Here is a 19,505-nt window from a genome sequence, read left to right on the forward strand (position 1 = left end):
ATCCTTATGTTGTTGATGACTTAACGTTATCCAGAATTCAGCCTTTCAGCCACCAAAACCGGGTGAATTGTACCCATTCCGGCCTGAACGGTACCTTTTACAGCTTAAGCAGCGCCTTAAGTTCCTGCAATTTGGAGCGGGATAACGGAACCACGGCCTCCTTGCCGGTGTTCAGCCGCAGACTGTAGCTGTTCTTCGTCCAGGTAATGATCTCGCGTACCTTTTGCAGATTAACAATGTAGGACCGGTGGCACCGGAAGAAGCCGAAATTCAGCAGCCGCGCTTCAAGCTGGGTCAAGGTCAGGGCACAGTCATAATGCTCACCGCCGACATGCACCAGGATAGAGCCTTCTACACTTTCAATAAAATCAATCTCGGGCGGATCAAATAAAATCACCTTATCCTCCCGTTTGGTCGAGACCTTCTGCAAGGTGATGTTGGCCTCATCCTGCTTCACTGCCTCCTGCTTCTCCTCTTCCGAATCGCGGATATCCAGCTGATGAAGCCCGGACCCGCTCAGCCGGTAGATGACATCACAGGAGATCAGCGCATCCTCCAGATTCGAGGTCAGAATGAGTATCCTTTTCTGCTGCGACAGGTCATCCAGTATCCGCTTCAGCTGACGGCGGTCCTGCTCCTCCAGATAGAAATACGGCTCCTCCAATACGAGCGTGGACTGATGGGCGAAAAAAGCCCGTAACAGGGTAACATACACCCTTTTCGAAGAGCTGAGATTCATCAATCTGACCTTACGTTCCTCCTTCAGCGCAAAATAATCAGTCAACACAGCCGCTCGCTCCTCCCGTCCCGACATTCGGATCAGAAACGAGATTAGCTCCTCTACCGTCAAGCGCATATATTCGTTCTGCCCGGCCCACGACAAATAATTGCCGGATTCCCGGGACAATTGCTCCATTAATAACTGCTTGCGCCTCAAATCCGTGATAATACCAACCGAAGGATTCGCAGACAGATCGAGTTCGAGCTTCGGCATAATTAATTCTCCGTCTTCATATATAGGTTGAAATTGCATATCTTCCTCCCGCTCCAGGCTCTCTAGGATATATAATGCAATTATAGAGTTATGCCATGTATTTGTCAGGTACGGCCACTATTAATGCACAGGAAGGCGGATTTCTGCGATGGGACTGCATGCTCAAGGATTTATCATATCTTTACTTGTATTACTGCCGAATCTCATATTCATATTCTTCCCGCCCCGGAGTGCTCCTGGCTCCCTGGACTCCGTCCCTCTGGTCTTCACGCTCCTGGAGCGGGCAGGCCAGATCACCTGCTTCATGATGCCCATTCTTTTAGGCCGAATGATTTCTACCCAGCCCCTGGGAGCATCCGCTATACTGATGGCACTCTGCCTGCTGGCTTACTACGGCTGCTGGGTGCGCTATTACCGGAGCGGGAGAGCTTTTGCGGTGCTGTTCAAGCCCTGGCTGGGCATCCCCGTTCCTATGGCCGTCTTCCCGGCCCTCTATTTCCTGCTGCTTGGCGTATGGCTCCAGTCCTGGCTGTTCGTTGTTCCGGCCTGTCTGTTCGCCGCCGGTCATTTAGTCAACAGCTGGAGCGTCTACGGGCAGGTCCGTTCATAGCAGATCCGCAATATAACTATAGTTTTGTGCAACAAACCTACAGCTTGACCGGCTTATAATATGGTTAAGCACACTATAGCGATATTATGGAGGTTATGGCGGGTATGATGAACTGGGAGCAGGCGATTGAGCAGACGCTTACGACTACGCGGCTTAATATGAAGCGATTTGGGGAGAGGTTTCCGATTGTAAGTATGGGGGACGGCAAATATCATCTGACCGACCACACCAACTGGACGGAGGGCTTCTGGCCCGGCATTCTGTGGCTAAGCTATGAATACAGCCGGGACCCGGAGATTCACGCTGCCGCCATCCAGGCGACAGATTCCTTCCGCCAGCGCATGCTGGACGGGCAGGCGCTGGATCACCACGATATCGGCTTCCTGTACTCGCTGTCTGCCAAGGCCCGCTGGATTGCAGACAAGGATGAAGCCTCGCGTCTGCTCGCCTTGCAGGCAGCGGACCACCTAATGAAGCGCTGGCGCTCCGGTCCGCAGCTCTTTCAGGCTTGGGGAGCCGAGGGCGATGAAGACAACGGCGGACGGATCATCATCGACTGCCTGATGAATCTTCCGCTCCTCTGCTGGGCCAGCGAACAGACCGGCGACCCGGTCTATGCCAGGGCTGCCCGTATCCACGCCGAGACAAGCCGCCGCTTCCTGGTGAGGGGCGACGACTCTTCTTACCATACCTTTTATTTCGACCAGCAGACGGGGGATGCCCTGCGCGGAGGTACGGCACAAGGGTACCAGGACGGCTCCACCTGGACGCGGGGACAGGCCTGGGGCGTCTATGGCTTCGCTCTCGCCTACCGCAGCTTCCAGGAGCCTCATTACCTCGAAGTCTCCAAAAGAATGGCCCGCTACTTCGTGGAGCATCTCCCCGCCGACCATGTGGCCTATTGGGATTTCGATGCCCCGCAAGAGGATGGCACCCCGCGCGACAGCTCCGCTTCCGCCATCACCGTATGCGGTCTCTTGGAGCTGCTGGAGCATCTGCCGGAGAATGATCCGGACCGGGAGTATTTCAATGACGCCGTGAACAAGTCCATGGATTCGCTGATCAATCACTACTTCACCGCAGGCCATCCATCTGAGGAGGGGTTTCTGCGCCACGGCTCCTATTCCGTCAGAGGCAACGCCTCCCCGGATGACTTCATGATCTGGGGCGATTACTTCTTCCTGGAGGCGCTGCTGCGTCTTGCGCGGGGGGTTCCTGGGTATTGGTATGAGCGGGGGAATAGTTGATTAGAACCAGCATCCGCTGATTCCCATTGCCAGAGGTCCGAGGTCTATAAAAAATTCCGGTCTACGATTAGTCCCAGTTGCTTGGCCTTCACTGTAGCCTCGGAACGGGAATGAACGCCGAGCTTCTCGAACACCCGGGTCAGATTATACTCTACGGTACGCTGGCTCATTAGCAGCTTACTAGCAATGTCCTTATTGCTGCGGCCGTCCGCCACCTCCTGCAGAATCTCCTGCTCCCGCTCGTTAATAGAGATGTCTTCCATCTGCTGCTCATCACGGGAGGCAGACACCCGCATGTCACTGCGGCGAAGCTGCCTGAGCAGGCTGACAGGGATGACGGATTCTCCCCGGAGCGCACAGCGGATGGCAGTAAGCAGCTGTTCTCTGCTCGCTGTTTTACTGACGATGCCCGAGACACCGGCCTCCACCAGAATGTTGAAGTTTGAGCTGATTTCGTAGCCTGTATAGATTAGAATCCGAAATTCCGGATTGATGCTGATCAGCCGCTTGGTCAGCTCAAGTCCGCTCAGCACAGGGATATTTAGATCAAACAGCATCAGGTCGTATTCCCCCGATTTAGCTATTTCCAGGGCCTCCGGTGAGCTGTACGACACTGTTACACCCATCTCGGGGTCCTGCTCGATCATATTTTTGGTCCCTTCGCAGACCGATGGATGATCGTCAACCAGTAATATACGAATCATCATCATAACCTCCTTCTTCAATGCCGGCTGTCAGCGGAAGCACAAGCCGTACTTCAAATCCCTGATCCGGCGCCGATACAAATTTGATCTCGCCGTCCAGACTCCGCACACGCTCCTGAATACCGGATATCCCCATATGGCCGAATGAATCCTTGAGCTCCTTGAGATCCAGCCCTTTCCCGTTATCCTTATAATAGAAGTATAATCTCCCGCTATGGGATTCCAGTGACAATATGATATATGAGGCCTTGGCATGTTTGTCAGCATTTCTGAGCAGCTCCTGAACGATGCGGTATACCGCCAGAATCTGGACATCATCCATTTCTATAGTATCAGGTTCCGTCTGAAGCTCCACCGTGTAGTCGGAACGGATCTGCTCCTGCTGGATCAACTGCTTCAAGGCTTCCACAATGCCCATCTCCATTAACAGCGGCGGCCTAAGCTCATTGCAGGTCTGCCGGATCTGATGGATTACATCAAGGAGCCCTTCCTTAATTTGGTCGAGCTGAACAATCAGGCCAGGCTCCATCGGGTAGTCCAGCATCAGCGATTCCAGCTTGCGGTACCAGATCAGCTGATCCTGAAGTGCCGCATCATGCAGGTCGGAGGCCAGCCGGCGGCGTTCGTTCTCTGACAGGGTGAAGATCAGACGCAGCACCCATGGCGGAGCCAGCGCATTGCGGTTCTTGATTTCACCCTCCAGATTCTCAATCAATCCCGCTACGAGATACAGGTTCTCATAGATAATGCTGCTGTAATGCGCTAAGGTTTTCAGCCAGTTTTTCTCGGCATAGTTATAACTGGTGTAGTTTGTTTTGTCATCGAGCCAGAGAATATGCCGGGCGGGACCATAATTTCCAATTACCAGGCAGATCCCCCGGTACATCCGGGTCATTTCACCAGCGGCAAGACCATTGACCGCCTGCTCCAGGTCCTGCTCTATCCGTGGATCGGCTCTCCCGTCACTGGTCACACTCGCCTGACCCTGCTCACTCCCGCGCGTAATCTCCAGAAAAGAGACCGTACGGACCGCCAGCACCAGTCCAATCTCCCGCTCCAGAAACTGCTCCAGGTCCGATCGCTTCATCACCTTCGAGATGCGTTTGGAGAAACGGTCAATACTCCCCTGGAAATCCTGTAAGTCCTTCATGAAATAAGGACGTAGCCGGTAATCCATCAGTTCCTTGAAGAACAGAAACAGCGTGATCATCAGATATACCGCGAGAAATATTTGCACCCAAACAATCCAGCCGTACGGATTCTGGTGAATCAGCAGGCCCATAACGCCAAGGATCAGCAGCGCGGGAACCAGCGACAGCGCCGTATAATAGAATAACCGGTTAAGCAGAAAATCGATATCGAACAGTCTATGGGTAACAAAAAGATAAAAGTAGACCACAGGAATCGCATATACAAAGATTGCGGTCATTTCTGCAGAAATAAACGTCACGCCAAACAGTCCCGGCAAAGCGTTAAACAGCAGAAACGGTGAAAAAGCTACCGCATGCGCCGTCAAGGCAAACTTGAACAAGGTATGCAGCTCACCTGTCCGGTGCTGGCGGAAGCCCGAAAGCAGCTTATAGACAATCAGGAAATTAGCGGCTACAAAAAAGATCAGCAGCATTTGAGTTTCAAGCGGATGAATCCGCCGAGTGAGCGCCACATCCAGAATCATCAGCACACTTACCAGACCTGCACAGACATACATAACTTTCAGAACGGCTCTGGACAGGAACGGCTCCTTGAACCTTTGAAGATAGGCCTGCATAAAGTGAACGAAAAAAACGGGAACAACAGCGAAGCTGGTACCCAGGCACACTCTCCCAACCTTATCCGCCATCCCGGAGGGCGTTGAACTGAAGTAACTTAGCCCGATACTGAGAAAAAACAGAATGAGCTGCAGCGCAGCACGGTCATTCCGCTTTTTCCGGTATACGTATACGGAGAATCCGAAGAGCAGCAGCAAAGAAATACCGGGGATCACCAGACGGAAGATCAGCTCATGCGCAGACAAGCCCGGCTCAACTTCCAAGCTGGAAGTCACCGGGTTTCCGTCCGGTTCCGTATGCTGAATGACGAGTGAATCCACATTCTCAATACTGTTATATTTGCGGATCGTCTCCAGAAGCAGCGGATCTTCCCCGTTAGCCTGAAGAACCGTATCTCCAGGGTGAATTTTATGCTCGCTCCAGCTGCCCGCTGCAACGCTAGTTACAGTAACACTGCCTTGCGGTGTTAACTTCACATCGATTCCTATCACAGGACGGGATAGAATCACATAGGTCAAATACGTGGCCATGAGGACAAAAATGGACAGGCCCGCAATAATTTTGGGATGATGGCTAGATAATTTAGGCAATGAGACAAGCCTCCAGGATTATATTATATGCTTTTAACACCAGTACATCTCTCTAAGAAGAGTCTGGCTGTTATCTTTATCACGGCTGTTCATAACATCCATCAGCGCCCGCTCTTCCAGCACAGACATTCCGGCAAGCTGAAGCTGTCCGCTCTGTAGCTGCATCAGGAACCCTGGCTCTTTTACCAACTTGCGAATGATTTCTTGTAACATAATTTGCTCCCCCTTATCATTGGTTCGTTTCTTCTTCCTGCAACCAATATATCAGGTTATCCCCCCGAGCAAAACGACATTATAGCCCGTAATTACCGCCAATTTGTTGCGGTTCTCCGCATGCGGTATTGCGTGGCTCCGAGCACTACATTGCGGCCTTAATAATGAGATCCCGCCACTTGGAATCCAGTTCCATACGTTCAATGATATCCAAAAATCGGTAATAATGCGAACGCATCCGCACCGAGGTATACAGCTGGGTGCCCGTACGTTCCACAGCCTCGCCGAATTCCGCGAACCGGTGTAGCACATCCTCCGGCTCCAGGCTGCCGGCAAAGTATTCCGCAATCCACTTATCGTTCTCACCGATCTCCGCAAGCAGGAACAGCAGAGGCAAAGTCCGCTTGCGGCGGATGAAATCATTTTTGCCATCCCAGTTTAACAGATCCCGGTAGTCATTCTTAATCTGGGCAGCAATTCCGATCTCTTCGGCATATTCGGCTACGCGCTGATCTGCACTTCCTGTAGCCAGAATTACACCGGTCATACAGGCACACACAAGGAGCGCCGCTGACTTCTGCCGCACCATGATGAGGTAATCCTCTTCCGTCTCAATTTCATTCAACAGGTCTAGCGTCTGTCCGTTAATCGCTGCGAAGAGCTGATTATTGAATAATGCTGCAATGCTCCTTGCGTGTTCGTCAGGCATGTCGCTATACAGCAGCGTTTCCTGGGAGAGGCTGAGGAAGCCGAGGGCCAGATTAAGGGCGATCTCCTTGGGCATCTGGCACCACGGCATATCTGTATGATCCTCATCCTGTATATCATCGATGATATCAAGCGCTAAAATCATCATTTCCACAGCGGCAGCCGCTTTATATATCCCGGAATCCTCCCCGCCGAACATCCGGTAGTGCAGCAGGGTCATTTTACCAAACAGCAATGATTCTGAACACTTTATATTGATGGCCGCCTGGGCCGCTTGGTGCAGCAGCTTCACCCGGAAATACCGGTCGATCTGAGTCTGAAATTCGGACATCACGTTTACTATAAAATACTCCATGAACCGTCCCCCGCATCTGTATCTATCATCTTCTGTTTCTCATGGTTCATTTTAATAGATACGGTCCGATAATTCCATTGTTTTCCTGTAAAAGAAATCCTCTCATTCTCTATTTCTGACATTGACAATGCGCGGAACGCGGGGAAATTAGGCTGGTGTAATGCATTGCATTGGCATCGAATACAATTTTACGCTCATGTACGTTAGAGAGAAGCGTAATGTATGAGCTGTAATGATCGACAAGCGCGCGCAGGAATTCCTCCTCCAGCACAGCAGACCGTTCCCCTGCCAGGGGGCTTGTCCAGCGGATATGATAGGTCTGAAGCCTGTCGATAAGGCAGTCGAAGCAAAAGGATGGATGCAGCGCATAGACCGGTCCGATCTCCGTAATCTCCCCTTCTGCTACCCGGCAGAGAAATATAGTATCCCTGCGTCTCAGATCAACCTCCTCACGCAGTCTCCGCAGCTGCAAGGGATCACTGTACATTACAAGATGATGCTGCGGGGCATTCTCATCCTTGATTAACGGGGCTGCAGGATAAGCAAAAGGGACATCGGCTCCGGCATACCGGATTACCCGAATCTCGGAGCGCAGATACCCGCCTGTCAGCACAAGTGATAGAGCATACGGGTCCACGTCGGCGTCCACACCCGCGAACATCTCTTTGAAGCGCTCAAGCACCGCCAGATGAACAGGGTCCACCAGGATGCCATTCTCATACAGCCGCCCCGCCCCCTTGGAGTCGGCAGAGAGCTGACGGTCTTCAAGCACCCGCTTCAGCCGCACCGGATCACGGTGGGAGATCGTGTAGAGCGGGCTGGTCCGGCGGTAGCAATTCATGACCTGAAGAGTATCTTCTGCTGCCTGCAGTTCAAAAAAAGCATTCAACATGTTCTTCTCCTCCTTCGTTTATCCCAGCACTATGCCATACACACAGTGCTGATATTTATGCTCCCTTAACAGCAGAAGCTCCTCTACCTTGTCCGCAAAATACCCGCAGATCGGCAGCGTATTCTTGTCCATGGCGGTGCTGAGCAGCTGTACATTCTGGGCAATATGGCCGGCTTCGAGCAGGGCAAGCTTATAGGCCAGACGGCCGTATTTCTTGAAGCTGTATTTCAAATCCGCCATGAAGAACAACAGAATGGACGCCCCTTCCAGCGCCAGACTTCTCGCATCCGTCTTGTACAGGGTCATGGGGAAAAGACGCTCCAGTTCTTCCGGCGGCAGTGCGCTGCGGAAGCGGTACAGCTCTTTTTGCAGCGGCGCATAATAGTACACACCGTCCTCAAGCCCTTCCACTCCGCGGATATACATATACAGCTTGATAGAATACATCGCCCCGCCCGAAGGATAGGTCCGCATGGAGATCTGCTTGCCTGCATGATGGCTGCCCATATGCCGGTCCTCATCGCGCGGTCCGGCGGACCAGCTCAGCATGGCAGCCAGCTCGTCCAGTGACCAGGACGCCCCCATCTGGCCCAGCAGTGTAGATCTGCGCTTCAGCAGCAGCTTGTCGAGCCGCACCTCATATTTCTCCGGCAGGGACGGGCCGCGTTCCAGACTGACCTTGTCCAGGTATTCCTCCAGCGGGACTTCATTGCCGGGGAATTCGTAGTTATCCAGCGGCCGCTGGTTGAATCTCCAGGCCACAGAGCGCGGCTCCTCCCCGGCTATCTCCTCGAACAGCAGATCATAATCATAGAACTCGGATATTTGATTATGGGACGGTAACATTTGAACCCACCTCCTGATTAATTGTGAGACTCCAGAGCGTCCGGTATAGCGCATATTCATATTCCGGACTGATTCCGCAGCGGTTGTTCAGCATGTGCAGGTGCGAATACAGGATGGATCTTACCCGCTGTTCATTCTGTTCCGCTGCTGCAATGGCGGTATAGCCATCAAGCAGAGCGGTCCGCAGGTGTCCGTAATTCCCATCGCTAAGCAGTAGACTGTCCACCGATTCCCGCCAGTCCGGGTGCGCTGTACACCAGCGGACCAGCTTGGTTGTAAGCTCCATGTCACCGAGCTGATACAGCCGCTGCCAGCTCTCCGCACTCTTGCGGTAAAAGGAATGGACCTCCCCCAGACGGGGAATTCGTGTAAAGAGACTCTCCGTAAGCTCTTCCAGCACCCGCATTCCCGTAAGCAGGCGCCGGGTGAAGGCACTGCCTGCCGTCAGCTCCAGGATACCGGCGGCCAGCCTGCTGGACTCCATGAACAGGGATTCCGCCAGCGGCATCAGTGAAGCACCGCCGTATCGCTCAACTTCCGGCTCATACGGCTTACTGATGATTTCGCCTTCCTCATACCAGTCCAGGTTCTGCAGCTCCAGCGGCTCCCCGTCGAATTTATGACCCTGGAAGTATTCTTCCTTGCTCAGCTTGCGGATCGAGGGATAACGCTGTATATAGGCTCTCACCTTGTCAAACAGCTCTTCTTCGTCAAGCTCTCCATCCATCAGATACCGCACCCGGATATGCGGGCCGTCTTCCCAATACCTCAGGAAGAACCATTTCGAGATTCTTCCCAGGGCCGCGAGCCGCTCAAGCTGTTCGGCCAGCAGCAGAATCAGTCCGTCATAGCCTGGCTGGAACTGATAATACACCCTGTAACTTTTCCATGTTTTCATAAACACCCTCCTTATGGAAATGGATGCGGGTCGGGGTTTACCGTAAAATCCTTGTCCAGCCCCCGCCGCTTTCTTTCCCGGATTAGTCTTTCCGGAATAATGCGTCGATGCTGCTCCCCGAACGTCATGGGCATCATGCCGGGAACCAGCACCTTGGCCGCGCGGTACCCGAAGTCCGCCACTTCATCTGGAGTCACATCGGCTATATACAGCTCCCCGTAATGTTCAATGATGGCAGCGGCCAGCTCCTCCAGATCACCGGCCAGATCATTATGAGTGAACGGGCCTCCAGGGTCATAGGCATCCGGGTAGAGTTCCTCCAGAGAAGCCTTCTGCCGCCCATCCCCCCGCAGTACAAAATCCAGTCCCTGGCGACAGTTGCTCTCGCTGGCATAATACAGGACATGGTCCTCGAATTCGGTGACCGCCCCCGGATTATTCTCAAGCTGCTGCGCTCTTGTGAACGCATGGCCGCCTTCCTTCAGCTCTGACGCATAGATCGGCAGCGAGGTGATGACCTCCATCGCTGCCGATTCCACAGCCTTACCGGGAATAACATGGGCGGCGGCGGCATTATAGGCCTTCATAACAGCCCCCTCGCGCGTATCATACGCCAGCGCCCATACACTGGGCACCTTAAGCTCCATTGAAATATCGAAGAAGCGGATCTGAATGCCCTCCAGCTCCAAGAAATAGATGAGCTGCTTCAGCTCCTCCAGCGGACTGCCGGAAATGTCAATCTCCCGCAGGGGAAGCCGGTTATACCAGGCGCAGAGGAAGTTATCGCGTTCGATGACCTCGAACAGACCATGCAAGGCCGCCTCTTCCCAGGTGCTACCCAATGCCAGGCCGTTGGAGCTGTCGTAGACGAACCTGTTCGTTCCGCTTCTGAAATGTCCGTCTGCGAAGTACACTAGCTGCTCCGGCACCAGTACTTCCCTGCGCTCCTTCATTGAGAACACCGGCGTCCAGTATACAGGCAGATTCTCCTTGTACTGCTGTAGTCTATAGGCCGGATGTGCCATGGTCTCAGCGTCGTGAAGACCGAATACTTCAGGGTCTACCGCCTGCTCAGAGAGCTGCTCATAGGAGAATTTCTCCGCCGCAGGCGCGGTCCGGTCACACATTCCGCAATACCGCTCCAGGGCTTCAAGCACCGCAAGCTTCATGGCCTCCGGCCTCCGGTAGGCCCGGCCGAATCCGGTCTCAACATAAGCTGGTCCTATCCGCAGCTCCATTCCGCCGGCTTCAATATAGGAGGAGCGCAGTTCACGGTAGCGGTGGGTGATCGTTCCGCCATCGGGATCATACCACTTGCGCAGGATAGCCTCTGTATCCAGCTCTGAGCGCAGCCGGTAGGTGCGTCTGCCCTGCTTCACCGTATCTGCCGTCTGCCGATGACGCGGGGCAGCCACGGATGGAGCTACCGCCGAGCATACGGGACAGCCTTTATGCTTCCGCAACAGATAACCTTCCGCGCGCAGGGCATCCCAGTGGATATGCTCAACATGGCCTATGTAGCGGTGAAGATGATCCGCCGCAAGGAGGGCGCCGCGGATACAATCGGCAGCGAATCCCGCCGCCTGCGGTTGAGGCACGTACTCCGTCTTCTCGCCATAGAGCAGCGATAACAGTCCCTCCCTTCCGGTGTCCTTATATTTCTGCTGCAGGCAGGCCATGCAGCCCCCGGTGTCTGCCTGATGGTACAGAGGACCCACAAGCAGTGTGTCCAGCAGATGATGGAGGAAGAATACTCCGCCCTGACCGGGAGCCTTCCGGTAGAAAGGACTAAGTTCCTCCTCCAGCAATTGATCCAGGATGACAAACAGCACGGAGCCGTCATCTGCAGACCGCTCATCCGTCAAACGGTAAGGGATCTCCTGCTTCTCCAGCTCAAGAACAACTTCCCGCAGAAACAGACTGTCCGTCTGGTATAACACGGCTTCCTTCATGGCCTCTCTCCTCCTTTCGCTGCACCTGCAAGATGGTTATTCCTGTATTCTCCAGAACCGGGATCAACAGCTCCCGGCTGTCATATCTGTCCTGAAATGCTTCCGTCAGCTCCTGCACCGGCAGTCCCGCCGGTGCAGCGCTAGTCTGCTCACCTGCGGAATACGCATTCGAAGTGCGGATACCATTCTGCTGTACCTGAGCGTAGAACCGGATTAACGCCTCCTGGATGGCTTCCTGCTGAGAGGAAGCGCAGCAGCCGTCGGTCCAGGCGCTGCCTGCCCTCCCGGCAGCAGCACGGTAAGCGCGGATTCCCGGAATCCGCTCCACATAGATCTCGAGCAGCTCCGCATCAGCTACGAAACGGCGAATCATGGCCTGTATCCGCGTATTCCCCGCAAGCTCTGTGAAGGCAAGCTTCCGGCCTTCCAGCGCTGCCGGGCCTTTCGCAGCTTCCCATGCCATGAAGAGCTGCCCGGCCAGCCGTTCCAATCTATGCTGCCGCCCTGCCGTAACCAGCCATTGTCCGGGCGGGCCGGGATGAACCTGATTCAGCAGCCGCTCCAGATTGCGGCAGGAGGCGCGGACGATCTGCTCTGCATTCCCCTCGCCGCTATGGTAGCTTCCGTCTGAAGCGGTGGCTATTTTATAGGGGATCTGCAAGAGATCATTTCCATGAAACACAAAGCTGTGCACAAGCTGGTTCTCCAGACGCTCCAAGGCATCCAGGCAAGTGGTCCAATTCACAATCTCCGCCGGTTCTGCAGAACAACTCCCCTCTTCCCACGTAGTAGACCGCAGAATATCGGCCAGCAGCCGTTTGGGCTCAATCACTCTCTTGTCACCGCTAAGGTCAAGCTGAATGACGCGTTTGGCTGCCTGTGCTTCCTCCCCCTTCAGACCTTCGCAGGCCGCTGCTATACTTCCGGCATAGCTGAGCAGGAGCGGCTGTGCTGCTGCACTCTTCCACTGCGGATTGCCTTCCTCAACGGCAGCGGTGATCTCCGGTTCGTCGTCTGGGGACAGATTGCGCAGCAGCAGCGCTTTGTCCGGAGTGATCACCCGCAGTTGCCATTCCCCGCAGGAAGTAAGAGTACCGTCTGAATTCCCGCGAGCAGACACAGAACGCTGCTCCCCGGGAAGCAGCCGCGCCGCCAACACCTCATCAATCGGCATCCAGTTTGCGGAGCGGTCACCGAACACGGCCTCCTTAAGCTTCCCAGCGGTTTGCGGGTTCGCTTTTAACTGGTGCAGCCCTTGCTTGCCATATAGATACAGCCGCTCTTCCCGTCTAATGAACCAGTGTGCCATGTCCACTCTCTCCTGCCATCTTCATCTCCAGATAACTGTAAGCATCCTTCCAGTCCATCCCGTAGCCTGACTCCACACTCTCGGAGGCCACGCCGGTGATACGCTGCTTGCGCATAGGCGAGATTTCCAGCATCGGCATTAAGGAATACAGGACAGCGGCTACGAATCGGTAGACGACGAATCCTTTTTCGTGATAATGCTTCAGGAAATCGGGGTTGGAGAAAAAAGTCCGATGAAACGTACTGACCTGATCATGTCGCTCGAAGAAATCATCGCCGTAATACAGCTTGTCATGCACCAGCTCTCCCCGTTCATACGCCTGCTCCAGAATCGTCCACAGTGAACTGATGAAGATCCGCAGCCGGCCGAAAATAAACTCCCGCTCAAACCGGCCTTCTGTGAAGCTCTTCACTCCGCCTGCTATAAATTCCTTTTCGGTATCCGTCCGTCCGTGCAGCGCTTTGTGAATTCTGGACTCCATCTGTTCATCTTTTCTGAACTCCGCCAGCTGGGTTTTGAAATATTCGAAATTGGAGCGGAGCGACAGGTACCCTATCTTAAGCCCCCCTGGACTGTGACTGCCGGTAATAAAAAACATCTTGGCCGCCTCCACGTTCTGTCTGTCTTCAGGCAGCTCCACCCAGGACTCATAAATATCCGCAATCAGCCGGCTCTTGAGCAGCTCAATGCTGTAATTCACCTTTGCGCTGCACAACGGATTGCCGTGGGTCAGCATGCTTCCCTCCTCAACCGTCACCTCACCATCACGGCGAAGCGGCAGGAACGTCCCGGAATACTCTTCCATTAGGGCAAGCTTGTTCACCATACGCTCGTATTTCACGTATTCCTCTTCAGACCGTTCTCTGGCATACCGCGCCGCATGACGGCGGATCAGCTCTTCAAGCTGCGGATTGGCATTAGAGGCGTCCAGTGTAACCTTAAGATGGAACCCATAGACCCAGCTTTTCTGGAGAATGAGATTCTCCAGCTTAGAGGTCTGAACGATCGACAGGATGGACCGGACCAGTAAGGCAATCGCTTTGCTGTCGTATAAATAACAATTAATAGTTCGCAGCTGCATATTCCTCTTCCCCCCCGCATGTAATTTCGTAGGTATACTCGAGCACATTATCCCGCTCCGGGTCCGCCACCGGATACTCCTCTTCGATTAAGAGATGTTCTCCCTTGGCCGCAAGCTGCAGGAAGACCTGGAAGAGCAGCGGCGAGGACAGATTGATGAATTGCGGCTTACGTTCTGTCGCCTCTGAAGCCGGTTCTGTGCTTGTGCTGAACGGCCTGGCGAAGAAGCGGGTAGGAATACCGTTACTGTCACAATAATCAAGGGTGCGCTTCCAGGCTGTGAAGCGGTCCTTCTCACTGAACGCTCCCGATAAGGCTGAAGTGCTGAGCAGCCATTTCTCCCGGGAAACCATCAGTTCATGTTCGCCCAGCCAAATCCGGGGAACATGGATAACCGTCTCATTCGTTCCTGCTTCCGGCTTCAGCCGTTCACGCAGAACCAGCTCCCCAAGGTCGAAATAACTGGTCCCATGCGAGGACAGGATATCGAAGGTCGTCAGAATGGCTGGGGCGGCTACCAGCACCAGCGTACCCAGAAATTGCGGACGTACGGTGTTACCCGTCGTAGGATCAAAGAACTCAGGGCTTTCTGTGGAGGGATTGTACCGGAATCCCAAATCCAGCCATGAGAGGGACTGCCCGCTCTCGGTCATAGACTGAATGGGCAAGGCGATCTCTTTCTGCACCGTTCTCTTGCGGATATTGGCATTGAAGCCGAAGGTATTACGGATATCTGCCACCTGATTCCCATCGAAGCATTCACGCAGATAAGCGGCGTATTCGTTGCCGGAGTCCTCCAGATACTTCAGGAAGCGGGCGAAATAAATCGAGAACCCCTTATACATATGGTTCAGTACCATGCGCTCACCGCTCTCCTGTACAAAAAACGAGTGCGAGAGCAGGCGTTCCCCGAGCACCTCCTGAATCTCACTCTGCCAGGCTGCTGTCTGTGTATCAGAGATGAGAATCTCATCCTGCGCGGCGGCTTCGTTCAGGAATCCCGTCAAGCGGCTGGCGATATTGTGCAGACGCTGAGTCTTCTTATGGCTGAATGCTTTATCCCAGTTGAACAGTCCGGAGGTCTCCTTCAATAACTCCGGGTCCGAGAAGAATACCTGGGCCATATCCCGGAGTACCCTTGAGGCCTCCTGCGAGTTCGCGGGAACGTAACTTGTACCGTAATGGCTCTTGAAGAACTCCCCTGCGGCGAACTGCATCTTAACGACCGTGTCGAAGCACATCATCAGCCATTGGTAACGGGACAGCTGGGCCAGCCGCCCTTGCCGGCCTGAATAGTCCTGGGTCTGCACCGTCTCGTCGATGCCGTCAATATACAGCAGGCTGCGGCGGGGCATCGGCTCCAGCTCGAACAATGCGGCCAGCGCTTCGGCACAATCATACAGGCGGTCAGTAGCTTCCACATCCAGCGAGTCGCTGAATTGTCCGGTCAGTGCGTTCAATTCGAGCAGCAGCGAAATACACGGGTGATCTACACCGTAGCGCTCAAGCTTCTGCAGCAGCTCTTGAGGCAGATTGCCGGCCTGCTCGTTCAGATAGTCCGTCCGCTCCAGTACCCCGTTGCTGATTAGCTGGCGCAGGGTATTGTCTGCCTGTTCACCAGAGACGCCGAGACCGGTTAACAGCTCCCGCATGGCCGGATAGGGCAGCACCTCCGCCTCCTTCAGTCTTCCGAACAGCTTGTGTAGCGCTTCGCTGGCACGAAGTGTGACAAGCCCTTGTCTGGATTTATACAATTGGCGTTCACCTTTGGTGTTCTGCAGCACGGTAATATAATATTTGCCCTCCAGCTCCACGCAAGTGGCATTCAGACGGTATTCCAGCCGCGTAATCCACTCCGGCTCAAGGAATAGCTTGTCGTAGATTTGCAGGATCAGCGAATCATTCAGCCGGGGATAGAGCCGCTTGGCCCCTGTCTTCCGTTCACCGCTGAAGTTCCCAATCCCGGAGTAGGTCAGATTAGCGAAGGGACTGGTCTTCATGCTCGCCCGGGTCAGAAATTTAACCAGGGTATAATCCAGCTTGCGCAGATTCCGGTCATGCTCTTCAGCCGGTGTACGCAAATATTTATCCAGCTTGGCTGTAATCGCACTGTTCACAAACGTCAGGGCATCCCGCAGCTCCCGGTCCTCCAGATAGATTCGCTGCAGCCAGCGGCGGTCCGCTGCGGCAAGCGCCTCGAATTCCTTCTGCACCGCCTCCATCCGGTCCCGGTGCTGCTGCCGCAAGGCGAATACCTGCCGGATCTCGCCGCGCAGCTCTTCTGTGAACAGGACCTCAACTTGGCTGTACCGCTTCTCGGCGCTGGCTCGCTCATTGAAGAAGTCACGCTTGAACCGGATCGCCTCCATCCGCTCGTCATCCCGCTCCAGGCTGCCGATCTGCCGCTGCATCTCTTCCGTTATATCAGCCAGCCGCAGCGCCGGTTCTCCCGCGCTGTGCCGCACCGCTGTATACTTCCCGCTAAGATTACCCATATACTGGGCTACATATCTAAGCGGGAAATTGGTCTGTCTGTACATATAAAGGGGTGCTACCCGCATCTTTCCCACTCCTGTCTATTATTCGGGGACCCTCCGGGACCGGCCGGCCTGCCCGAATATTTGAATAATGGCCTGATAACTTTGGAGTCCAAACAGCAATGCATGCTCGTCAATGTCAAAAGCTCCGGTGTGAACGTTGTTATTCTCCCGCACATAAGCGCCAATAAAATAATAGCAGGTCTTAACGCCAGGCAGTTCCCTGGCATAGAAGGCAAAGTCGTCGCTGGAGAACAGGAACGGTGCCTCCAGCACCTGCTCCCGGCCAAACCTCCTGCTAAGCAGCCGGGCGGTGAGCCCCGCAAGCGCCGAATCATTGACGCAGCAGGGATACTCGGAAATAATCCGGCTATCCAGAATACCCCGCACCTGAGAGGATGCGGATACGGCATCCATTAGCTGCTGATACCCGTCCCGGAGTGCGGCTGCTTCCGCAGAGCGGATCGTAAGATACAGCTTCAGCCGGTCCGGAATCACATTGTAGTAGCCATTCGTTTCCACATGCGTAATCTTGCAGAACTGCCCGGCTGTATGATAGGCCTCTTGAAAATGCTGCACCTCAGCGAGTACACGGAGAACATCCGGCTGGTCAGAAGCATGGCCGGAGGCCAGCTCCAGCAGCAGCTCCGCGTTCAGGCAGCCTGCCAGAGCAAGACCGGGCCGCAGGGAGAAATACCCGGCATACAGATCTGGTGTGACATGAAGCGAATACAGGTATTCCAGCTTCTGCGCCTGAAGCAGGGGAATGAGCTCCCGAGCTCCCGCCATCACTTCCTCGGCCGCCTGAAAGATAAAGCAGCAGTTCACGGCAGGTGCGCACCGGTCCACCCAACGGATGAGCTGCAGCAGAATAGACATATGGGCATCATGTCCGCACGCATGGCTTAGGCCGTGATGTATGCTTCGATAAGGAGCATCCGCCTTGGCATCCTCAACCGGCAGGGCATCCAGCTCTGCCCGGAATCCGATGACTGGCAATCCGGCGCCGCCCTGATATGAAGCGATGATCCCTTTGTCCGAGGAATGCTCGATCCTGATTCGGGTGGTATGCCTAACGATGTAATCCTCAATGTATGCCCGAGTCTTCTTCTCCTGCCTCGCAAGCTCGGGGATACGGTGCAGCGCCCTGCGGGTCATCCGCAGCTCTTCCAGCTCACCGGCTTCGTGCTTAAGCGACGATTGCATTCTTTTTGTAACGGTAGACTACGAGAGTTACGATCAGCAGCAGTCCGATGTTCAGCGTCATCATCAGAATACTCTGAAGGGCATCGCCTCCGGTATAGAGAGTCTTAACCGCTTTGCTCAGATAATAGCCCGGGAAGAAGCGCTGGATATGGGTCATGAAGCCCGGAACCGAGAAGCCCAAATCATTCGTGATGTTCATGGACATGAAGCCCAGGTACAGCGGGAAGGAGATTGATTGCAGCGACACAATGTCCAGCAGGAACCCGAGAATCAGGCCGAGGAAAATATAATATAGACTGGAGTACAGCGCCAGCAGCTCCATCTTCAGCAGCACCGTGTCCATTCTCAGGTGGAAGACAGCGGCGCCAAATGTGATGATTACAGCCGCGATAACCACATTCAGGATCAGTTGAACCAGAGCGGTGACGAAGATGAACTTGCCCGGCGAGTAAGGGGTGACGGTGTAGATGCTGCCGATATATGACTTCTCTTTGGCCACCCGGGTGCTCAGAGTATTCAGCCCGCTGCCCGCTGTTCCGAACAGGGTACAGAATACCGCCAGATAAGTAATAAACTCCCCTTGGCCGTGATCTGGCTTCACGAAGGCATTCAGTGCAAGGAAGAACCCAAGCGGCATCACGAGTGTGAAAAATACAAATCTCTTGTTACGCAGCACCTTGAGAATTTCATAGCGGATAATTGTAATCATGCCTGCATCACTCCTTCTTCATAATGGTCATAGATTTCACGGTAGCAATCCTTAACTTCCTTAAGCCGTTCTTCATAAGGAATATGCCGCTCCTTCAGGACATCCACCAGCTGGGATTGCTCTGCCGGATGAAAAACATACAGCCGTCCATCCTCCACCAGACCGCCGAACCGGCGCTGCAGCTCCTCTGCTTCCTCTGCTTGCGCGGGATGGACAACGAGGATTTTCTGAGCATTCAGGTCCTCCTTGCTTACAACCGCAGCGACCTTCCCTTCTTTGAGAAAAATAAACCGGCGGCAAAAGTCGTTCAGCTCATCCAGATGATGTGAGGTTACGAATATTGATTTGCCCTGCCCCTGCAGCTCCTTGATCTTGCTCCAGAACATTCTGCAGGCGGTAACATCCATGCCGACCGTCGGTTCGTCCAGGAACAGCAGCTTCGGATTGGCCGCCAGAGAGAGGGCGAAGGACAGTCTGCGCTTCTGCCCGCCGGACAGGCTCTGCACCATGCTGCGCGTCTCTTGCACCAGATCCCCGGCCTTCAGCAGCTCATTCGTATCCACCTTGGATCTGCTGTAGCTCTTATGCAGCTCAATCAGCTCCTTGACCCGCAGTCCGTCGGGGAAAAGATCCTTTTGCAGCATAATTCCGACATCCTTGCGGTTATCGAAATGCCGCTCTATGACCCCGGCATCGATACTGGTAAGCCCCAGAATGGAACGGATCATGGTCGTCTTACCCGCCCCGTTCGGTCCGATTAAGGCGATACTTTCACCTTCCGCCACATCAAAGCTCACTCCGGCCAGCACCTGCTTATCCTTGAACCGCTTCTCTACATCTTCTAATTTCAGCAGCATTTGCAAGTTGTTCTCCTTCTTTCTGTTAT

The 19,505-nt window shown here is 54.2% G+C and carries 17 protein-coding genes; 2 read left to right on the forward strand and 15 right to left on the reverse strand.

Annotated features, from left to right (window positions below; translation table 11 throughout):
• Positions 1-97: 97 nt before the first annotated feature.
• On the reverse strand, positions 98-1,033 hold the full coding sequence (locus NST43_RS23690) for a LytTR family transcriptional regulator DNA-binding domain-containing protein (RefSeq protein WP_339219748.1): 936 nt from the start codon (positions 1,031-1,033) through the stop codon (positions 98-100).
• A gap of 265 nt (positions 1,034-1,298) precedes the next feature.
• Here NST43_RS23690 and NST43_RS23695 point away from each other — a divergent pair, with 265 nt between their 5' ends.
• Positions 1,299-1,604, forward strand: a complete 306-nt coding sequence (locus NST43_RS23695; RefSeq protein WP_339219750.1) for a hypothetical protein — start codon at positions 1,299-1,301, stop codon at positions 1,602-1,604.
• Positions 1,605-1,708: 104 nt separating this feature from the next.
• Positions 1,709-2,851 (forward strand): glycoside hydrolase family 88 protein, encoded by a 1,143-nt coding sequence (locus tag NST43_RS23700; protein WP_339219752.1) that lies wholly within the window; start codon positions 1,709-1,711, stop codon positions 2,849-2,851.
• A 44-nt stretch (positions 2,852-2,895) separates the two neighbouring features.
• On the opposite strand, the gene NST43_RS23705 is transcribed toward NST43_RS23700, so the two are convergent.
• From NST43_RS23705 to NST43_RS23770, 14 genes are all read right to left on the reverse strand, one after another.
• Complete coding sequence (locus NST43_RS23705; RefSeq protein ID WP_339219753.1) at positions 2,896-3,555, reverse strand: response regulator transcription factor; 660 nt, start codon at positions 3,553-3,555, stop codon at positions 2,896-2,898.
• Positions 3,533-5,914, reverse strand: coding sequence for an ATP-binding protein (locus tag NST43_RS23710; RefSeq protein WP_339219755.1), 2,382 nt, complete (start codon positions 5,912-5,914; stop codon positions 3,533-3,535). Before NST43_RS23710 ends, NST43_RS23705 begins: the two co-directional genes overlap by 23 nt.
• A 33-nt stretch (positions 5,915-5,947) precedes the next feature.
• Complete coding sequence (comX, locus tag NST43_RS23715; RefSeq protein WP_339219757.1) at positions 5,948-6,127, reverse strand: competence pheromone ComX; 180 nt, start codon at positions 6,125-6,127, stop codon at positions 5,948-5,950.
• 145 nt (positions 6,128-6,272) lie between these two features.
• On the reverse strand, positions 6,273-7,190 hold the full coding sequence (locus tag NST43_RS23720; RefSeq protein WP_339219759.1) for a polyprenyl synthetase family protein: 918 nt from the start codon (positions 7,188-7,190) through the stop codon (positions 6,273-6,275).
• A 109-nt stretch (positions 7,191-7,299) separates the two neighbouring features.
• Positions 7,300-8,082, reverse strand: a complete 783-nt coding sequence (locus tag NST43_RS23725) for a hypothetical protein (protein ID WP_339219761.1) — start codon at positions 8,080-8,082, stop codon at positions 7,300-7,302.
• 18 nt (positions 8,083-8,100) lie between these two features.
• Positions 8,101-8,928 (reverse strand): SagB family peptide dehydrogenase, encoded by an 828-nt coding sequence (locus NST43_RS23730; RefSeq protein WP_339219763.1) that lies wholly within the window; start codon positions 8,926-8,928, stop codon positions 8,101-8,103.
• A complete protein-coding gene (locus NST43_RS23735; RefSeq protein WP_339219765.1) occupies positions 8,912-9,826 on the reverse strand; it encodes a thiopeptide-type bacteriocin biosynthesis protein in 915 nt (304 codons plus the stop codon). Before NST43_RS23735 ends, NST43_RS23730 begins: the two co-directional genes overlap by 17 nt.
• An 11-nt stretch (positions 9,827-9,837) precedes the next feature.
• Positions 9,838-11,778, reverse strand: coding sequence for a TOMM precursor leader peptide-binding protein (locus NST43_RS23740; protein ID WP_339219767.1), 1,941 nt, complete (start codon positions 11,776-11,778; stop codon positions 9,838-9,840).
• Positions 11,720-13,087, reverse strand: a complete 1,368-nt coding sequence (locus NST43_RS23745) for a hypothetical protein (protein WP_339219769.1) — start codon at positions 13,085-13,087, stop codon at positions 11,720-11,722. The genes NST43_RS23740 and NST43_RS23745 overlap by 59 nt, the downstream gene beginning before the upstream one ends.
• Positions 13,068-14,168, reverse strand: coding sequence for a hypothetical protein (locus tag NST43_RS23750; RefSeq protein WP_339219771.1), 1,101 nt, complete (start codon positions 14,166-14,168; stop codon positions 13,068-13,070). Before NST43_RS23750 ends, NST43_RS23745 begins: the two co-directional genes overlap by 20 nt.
• A complete protein-coding gene (locus tag NST43_RS23755) occupies positions 14,149-16,728 on the reverse strand; it encodes a lantibiotic dehydratase (protein WP_339219773.1) in 2,580 nt (859 codons plus the stop codon). Before NST43_RS23755 ends, NST43_RS23750 begins: the two co-directional genes overlap by 20 nt.
• 18 nt (positions 16,729-16,746) lie before the next feature.
• Positions 16,747-17,910 carry an amidohydrolase gene (locus NST43_RS23760; protein ID WP_339219775.1) on the reverse strand — a complete coding sequence of 388 codons (1,164 nt, stop codon included), beginning with the start codon at positions 17,908-17,910 and terminating at the stop codon, positions 16,747-16,749.
• Positions 17,894-18,619, reverse strand: coding sequence for an ABC transporter permease (locus NST43_RS23765; protein ID WP_036732404.1), 726 nt, complete (start codon positions 18,617-18,619; stop codon positions 17,894-17,896). The genes NST43_RS23760 and NST43_RS23765 overlap by 17 nt, the downstream gene beginning before the upstream one ends.
• Positions 18,616-19,476 (reverse strand): ABC transporter ATP-binding protein, encoded by an 861-nt coding sequence (locus NST43_RS23770; protein WP_339219777.1) that lies wholly within the window; start codon positions 19,474-19,476, stop codon positions 18,616-18,618. The genes NST43_RS23765 and NST43_RS23770 overlap by 4 nt, the downstream gene beginning before the upstream one ends.
• Between the last annotated feature and the right edge of the window lie 29 nt (positions 19,477-19,505).

The organism is Paenibacillus sp. FSL H8-0332 (genome assembly GCF_037963835.1).
Lineage (GTDB): Bacteria > Bacillota > Bacilli > Paenibacillales > Paenibacillaceae > Paenibacillus_AQ > Paenibacillus_AQ rhizoplanae.

Excerpts from the sequence above, each read along its gene's own strand:
- NST43_RS23755 (WP_339219773.1), bottom strand. The coding sequence starts at position 16,728 with ATGCGGGTAGCACCCCTTTATATGTACAGACAGACCAATTTCCCGCTT.
- NST43_RS23690 (WP_339219748.1), bottom strand. The coding sequence starts at position 1,033 with ATGCAATTTCAACCTATATATGAAGACGGAGAATTAATTATGCCGAAG.
- NST43_RS23745 (WP_339219769.1), bottom strand. The coding sequence starts at position 13,087 with ATGGCACACTGGTTCATTAGACGGGAAGAGCGGCTGTATCTATATGGC.
- NST43_RS23750 (WP_339219771.1), bottom strand. The coding sequence starts at position 14,168 with ATGCAGCTGCGAACTATTAATTGTTATTTATACGACAGCAAAGCGATT.
- NST43_RS23730 (WP_339219763.1), bottom strand. The coding sequence starts at position 8,928 with ATGTTACCGTCCCATAATCAAATATCCGAGTTCTATGATTATGATCTG.
- NST43_RS23705 (WP_339219753.1), bottom strand. The coding sequence starts at position 3,555 with ATGATTCGTATATTACTGGTTGACGATCATCCATCGGTCTGCGAAGGG.
- NST43_RS23695 (WP_339219750.1), top strand. The coding sequence starts at position 1,299 with ATGATGCCCATTCTTTTAGGCCGAATGATTTCTACCCAGCCCCTGGGA.
- NST43_RS23700 (WP_339219752.1), top strand. The coding sequence starts at position 1,709 with ATGATGAACTGGGAGCAGGCGATTGAGCAGACGCTTACGACTACGCGG.
- NST43_RS23765 (WP_036732404.1), bottom strand. The coding sequence starts at position 18,619 with ATGATTACAATTATCCGCTATGAAATTCTCAAGGTGCTGCGTAACAAG.
- NST43_RS23740 (WP_339219767.1), bottom strand. The coding sequence starts at position 11,778 with ATGAAGGAAGCCGTGTTATACCAGACGGACAGTCTGTTTCTGCGGGAA.
- NST43_RS23725 (WP_339219761.1), bottom strand. The coding sequence starts at position 8,082 with ATGTTGAATGCTTTTTTTGAACTGCAGGCAGCAGAAGATACTCTTCAG.
- NST43_RS23760 (WP_339219775.1), bottom strand. The coding sequence starts at position 17,910 with ATGCAATCGTCGCTTAAGCACGAAGCCGGTGAGCTGGAAGAGCTGCGG.
- NST43_RS23720 (WP_339219759.1), bottom strand. The coding sequence starts at position 7,190 with ATGGAGTATTTTATAGTAAACGTGATGTCCGAATTTCAGACTCAGATC.
- comX (WP_339219757.1), bottom strand. The coding sequence starts at position 6,127 with ATGTTACAAGAAATCATTCGCAAGTTGGTAAAAGAGCCAGGGTTCCTG.
- NST43_RS23735 (WP_339219765.1), bottom strand. The coding sequence starts at position 9,826 with ATGAAAACATGGAAAAGTTACAGGGTGTATTATCAGTTCCAGCCAGGC.
- NST43_RS23770 (WP_339219777.1), bottom strand. The coding sequence starts at position 19,476 with ATGCTGCTGAAATTAGAAGATGTAGAGAAGCGGTTCAAGGATAAGCAG.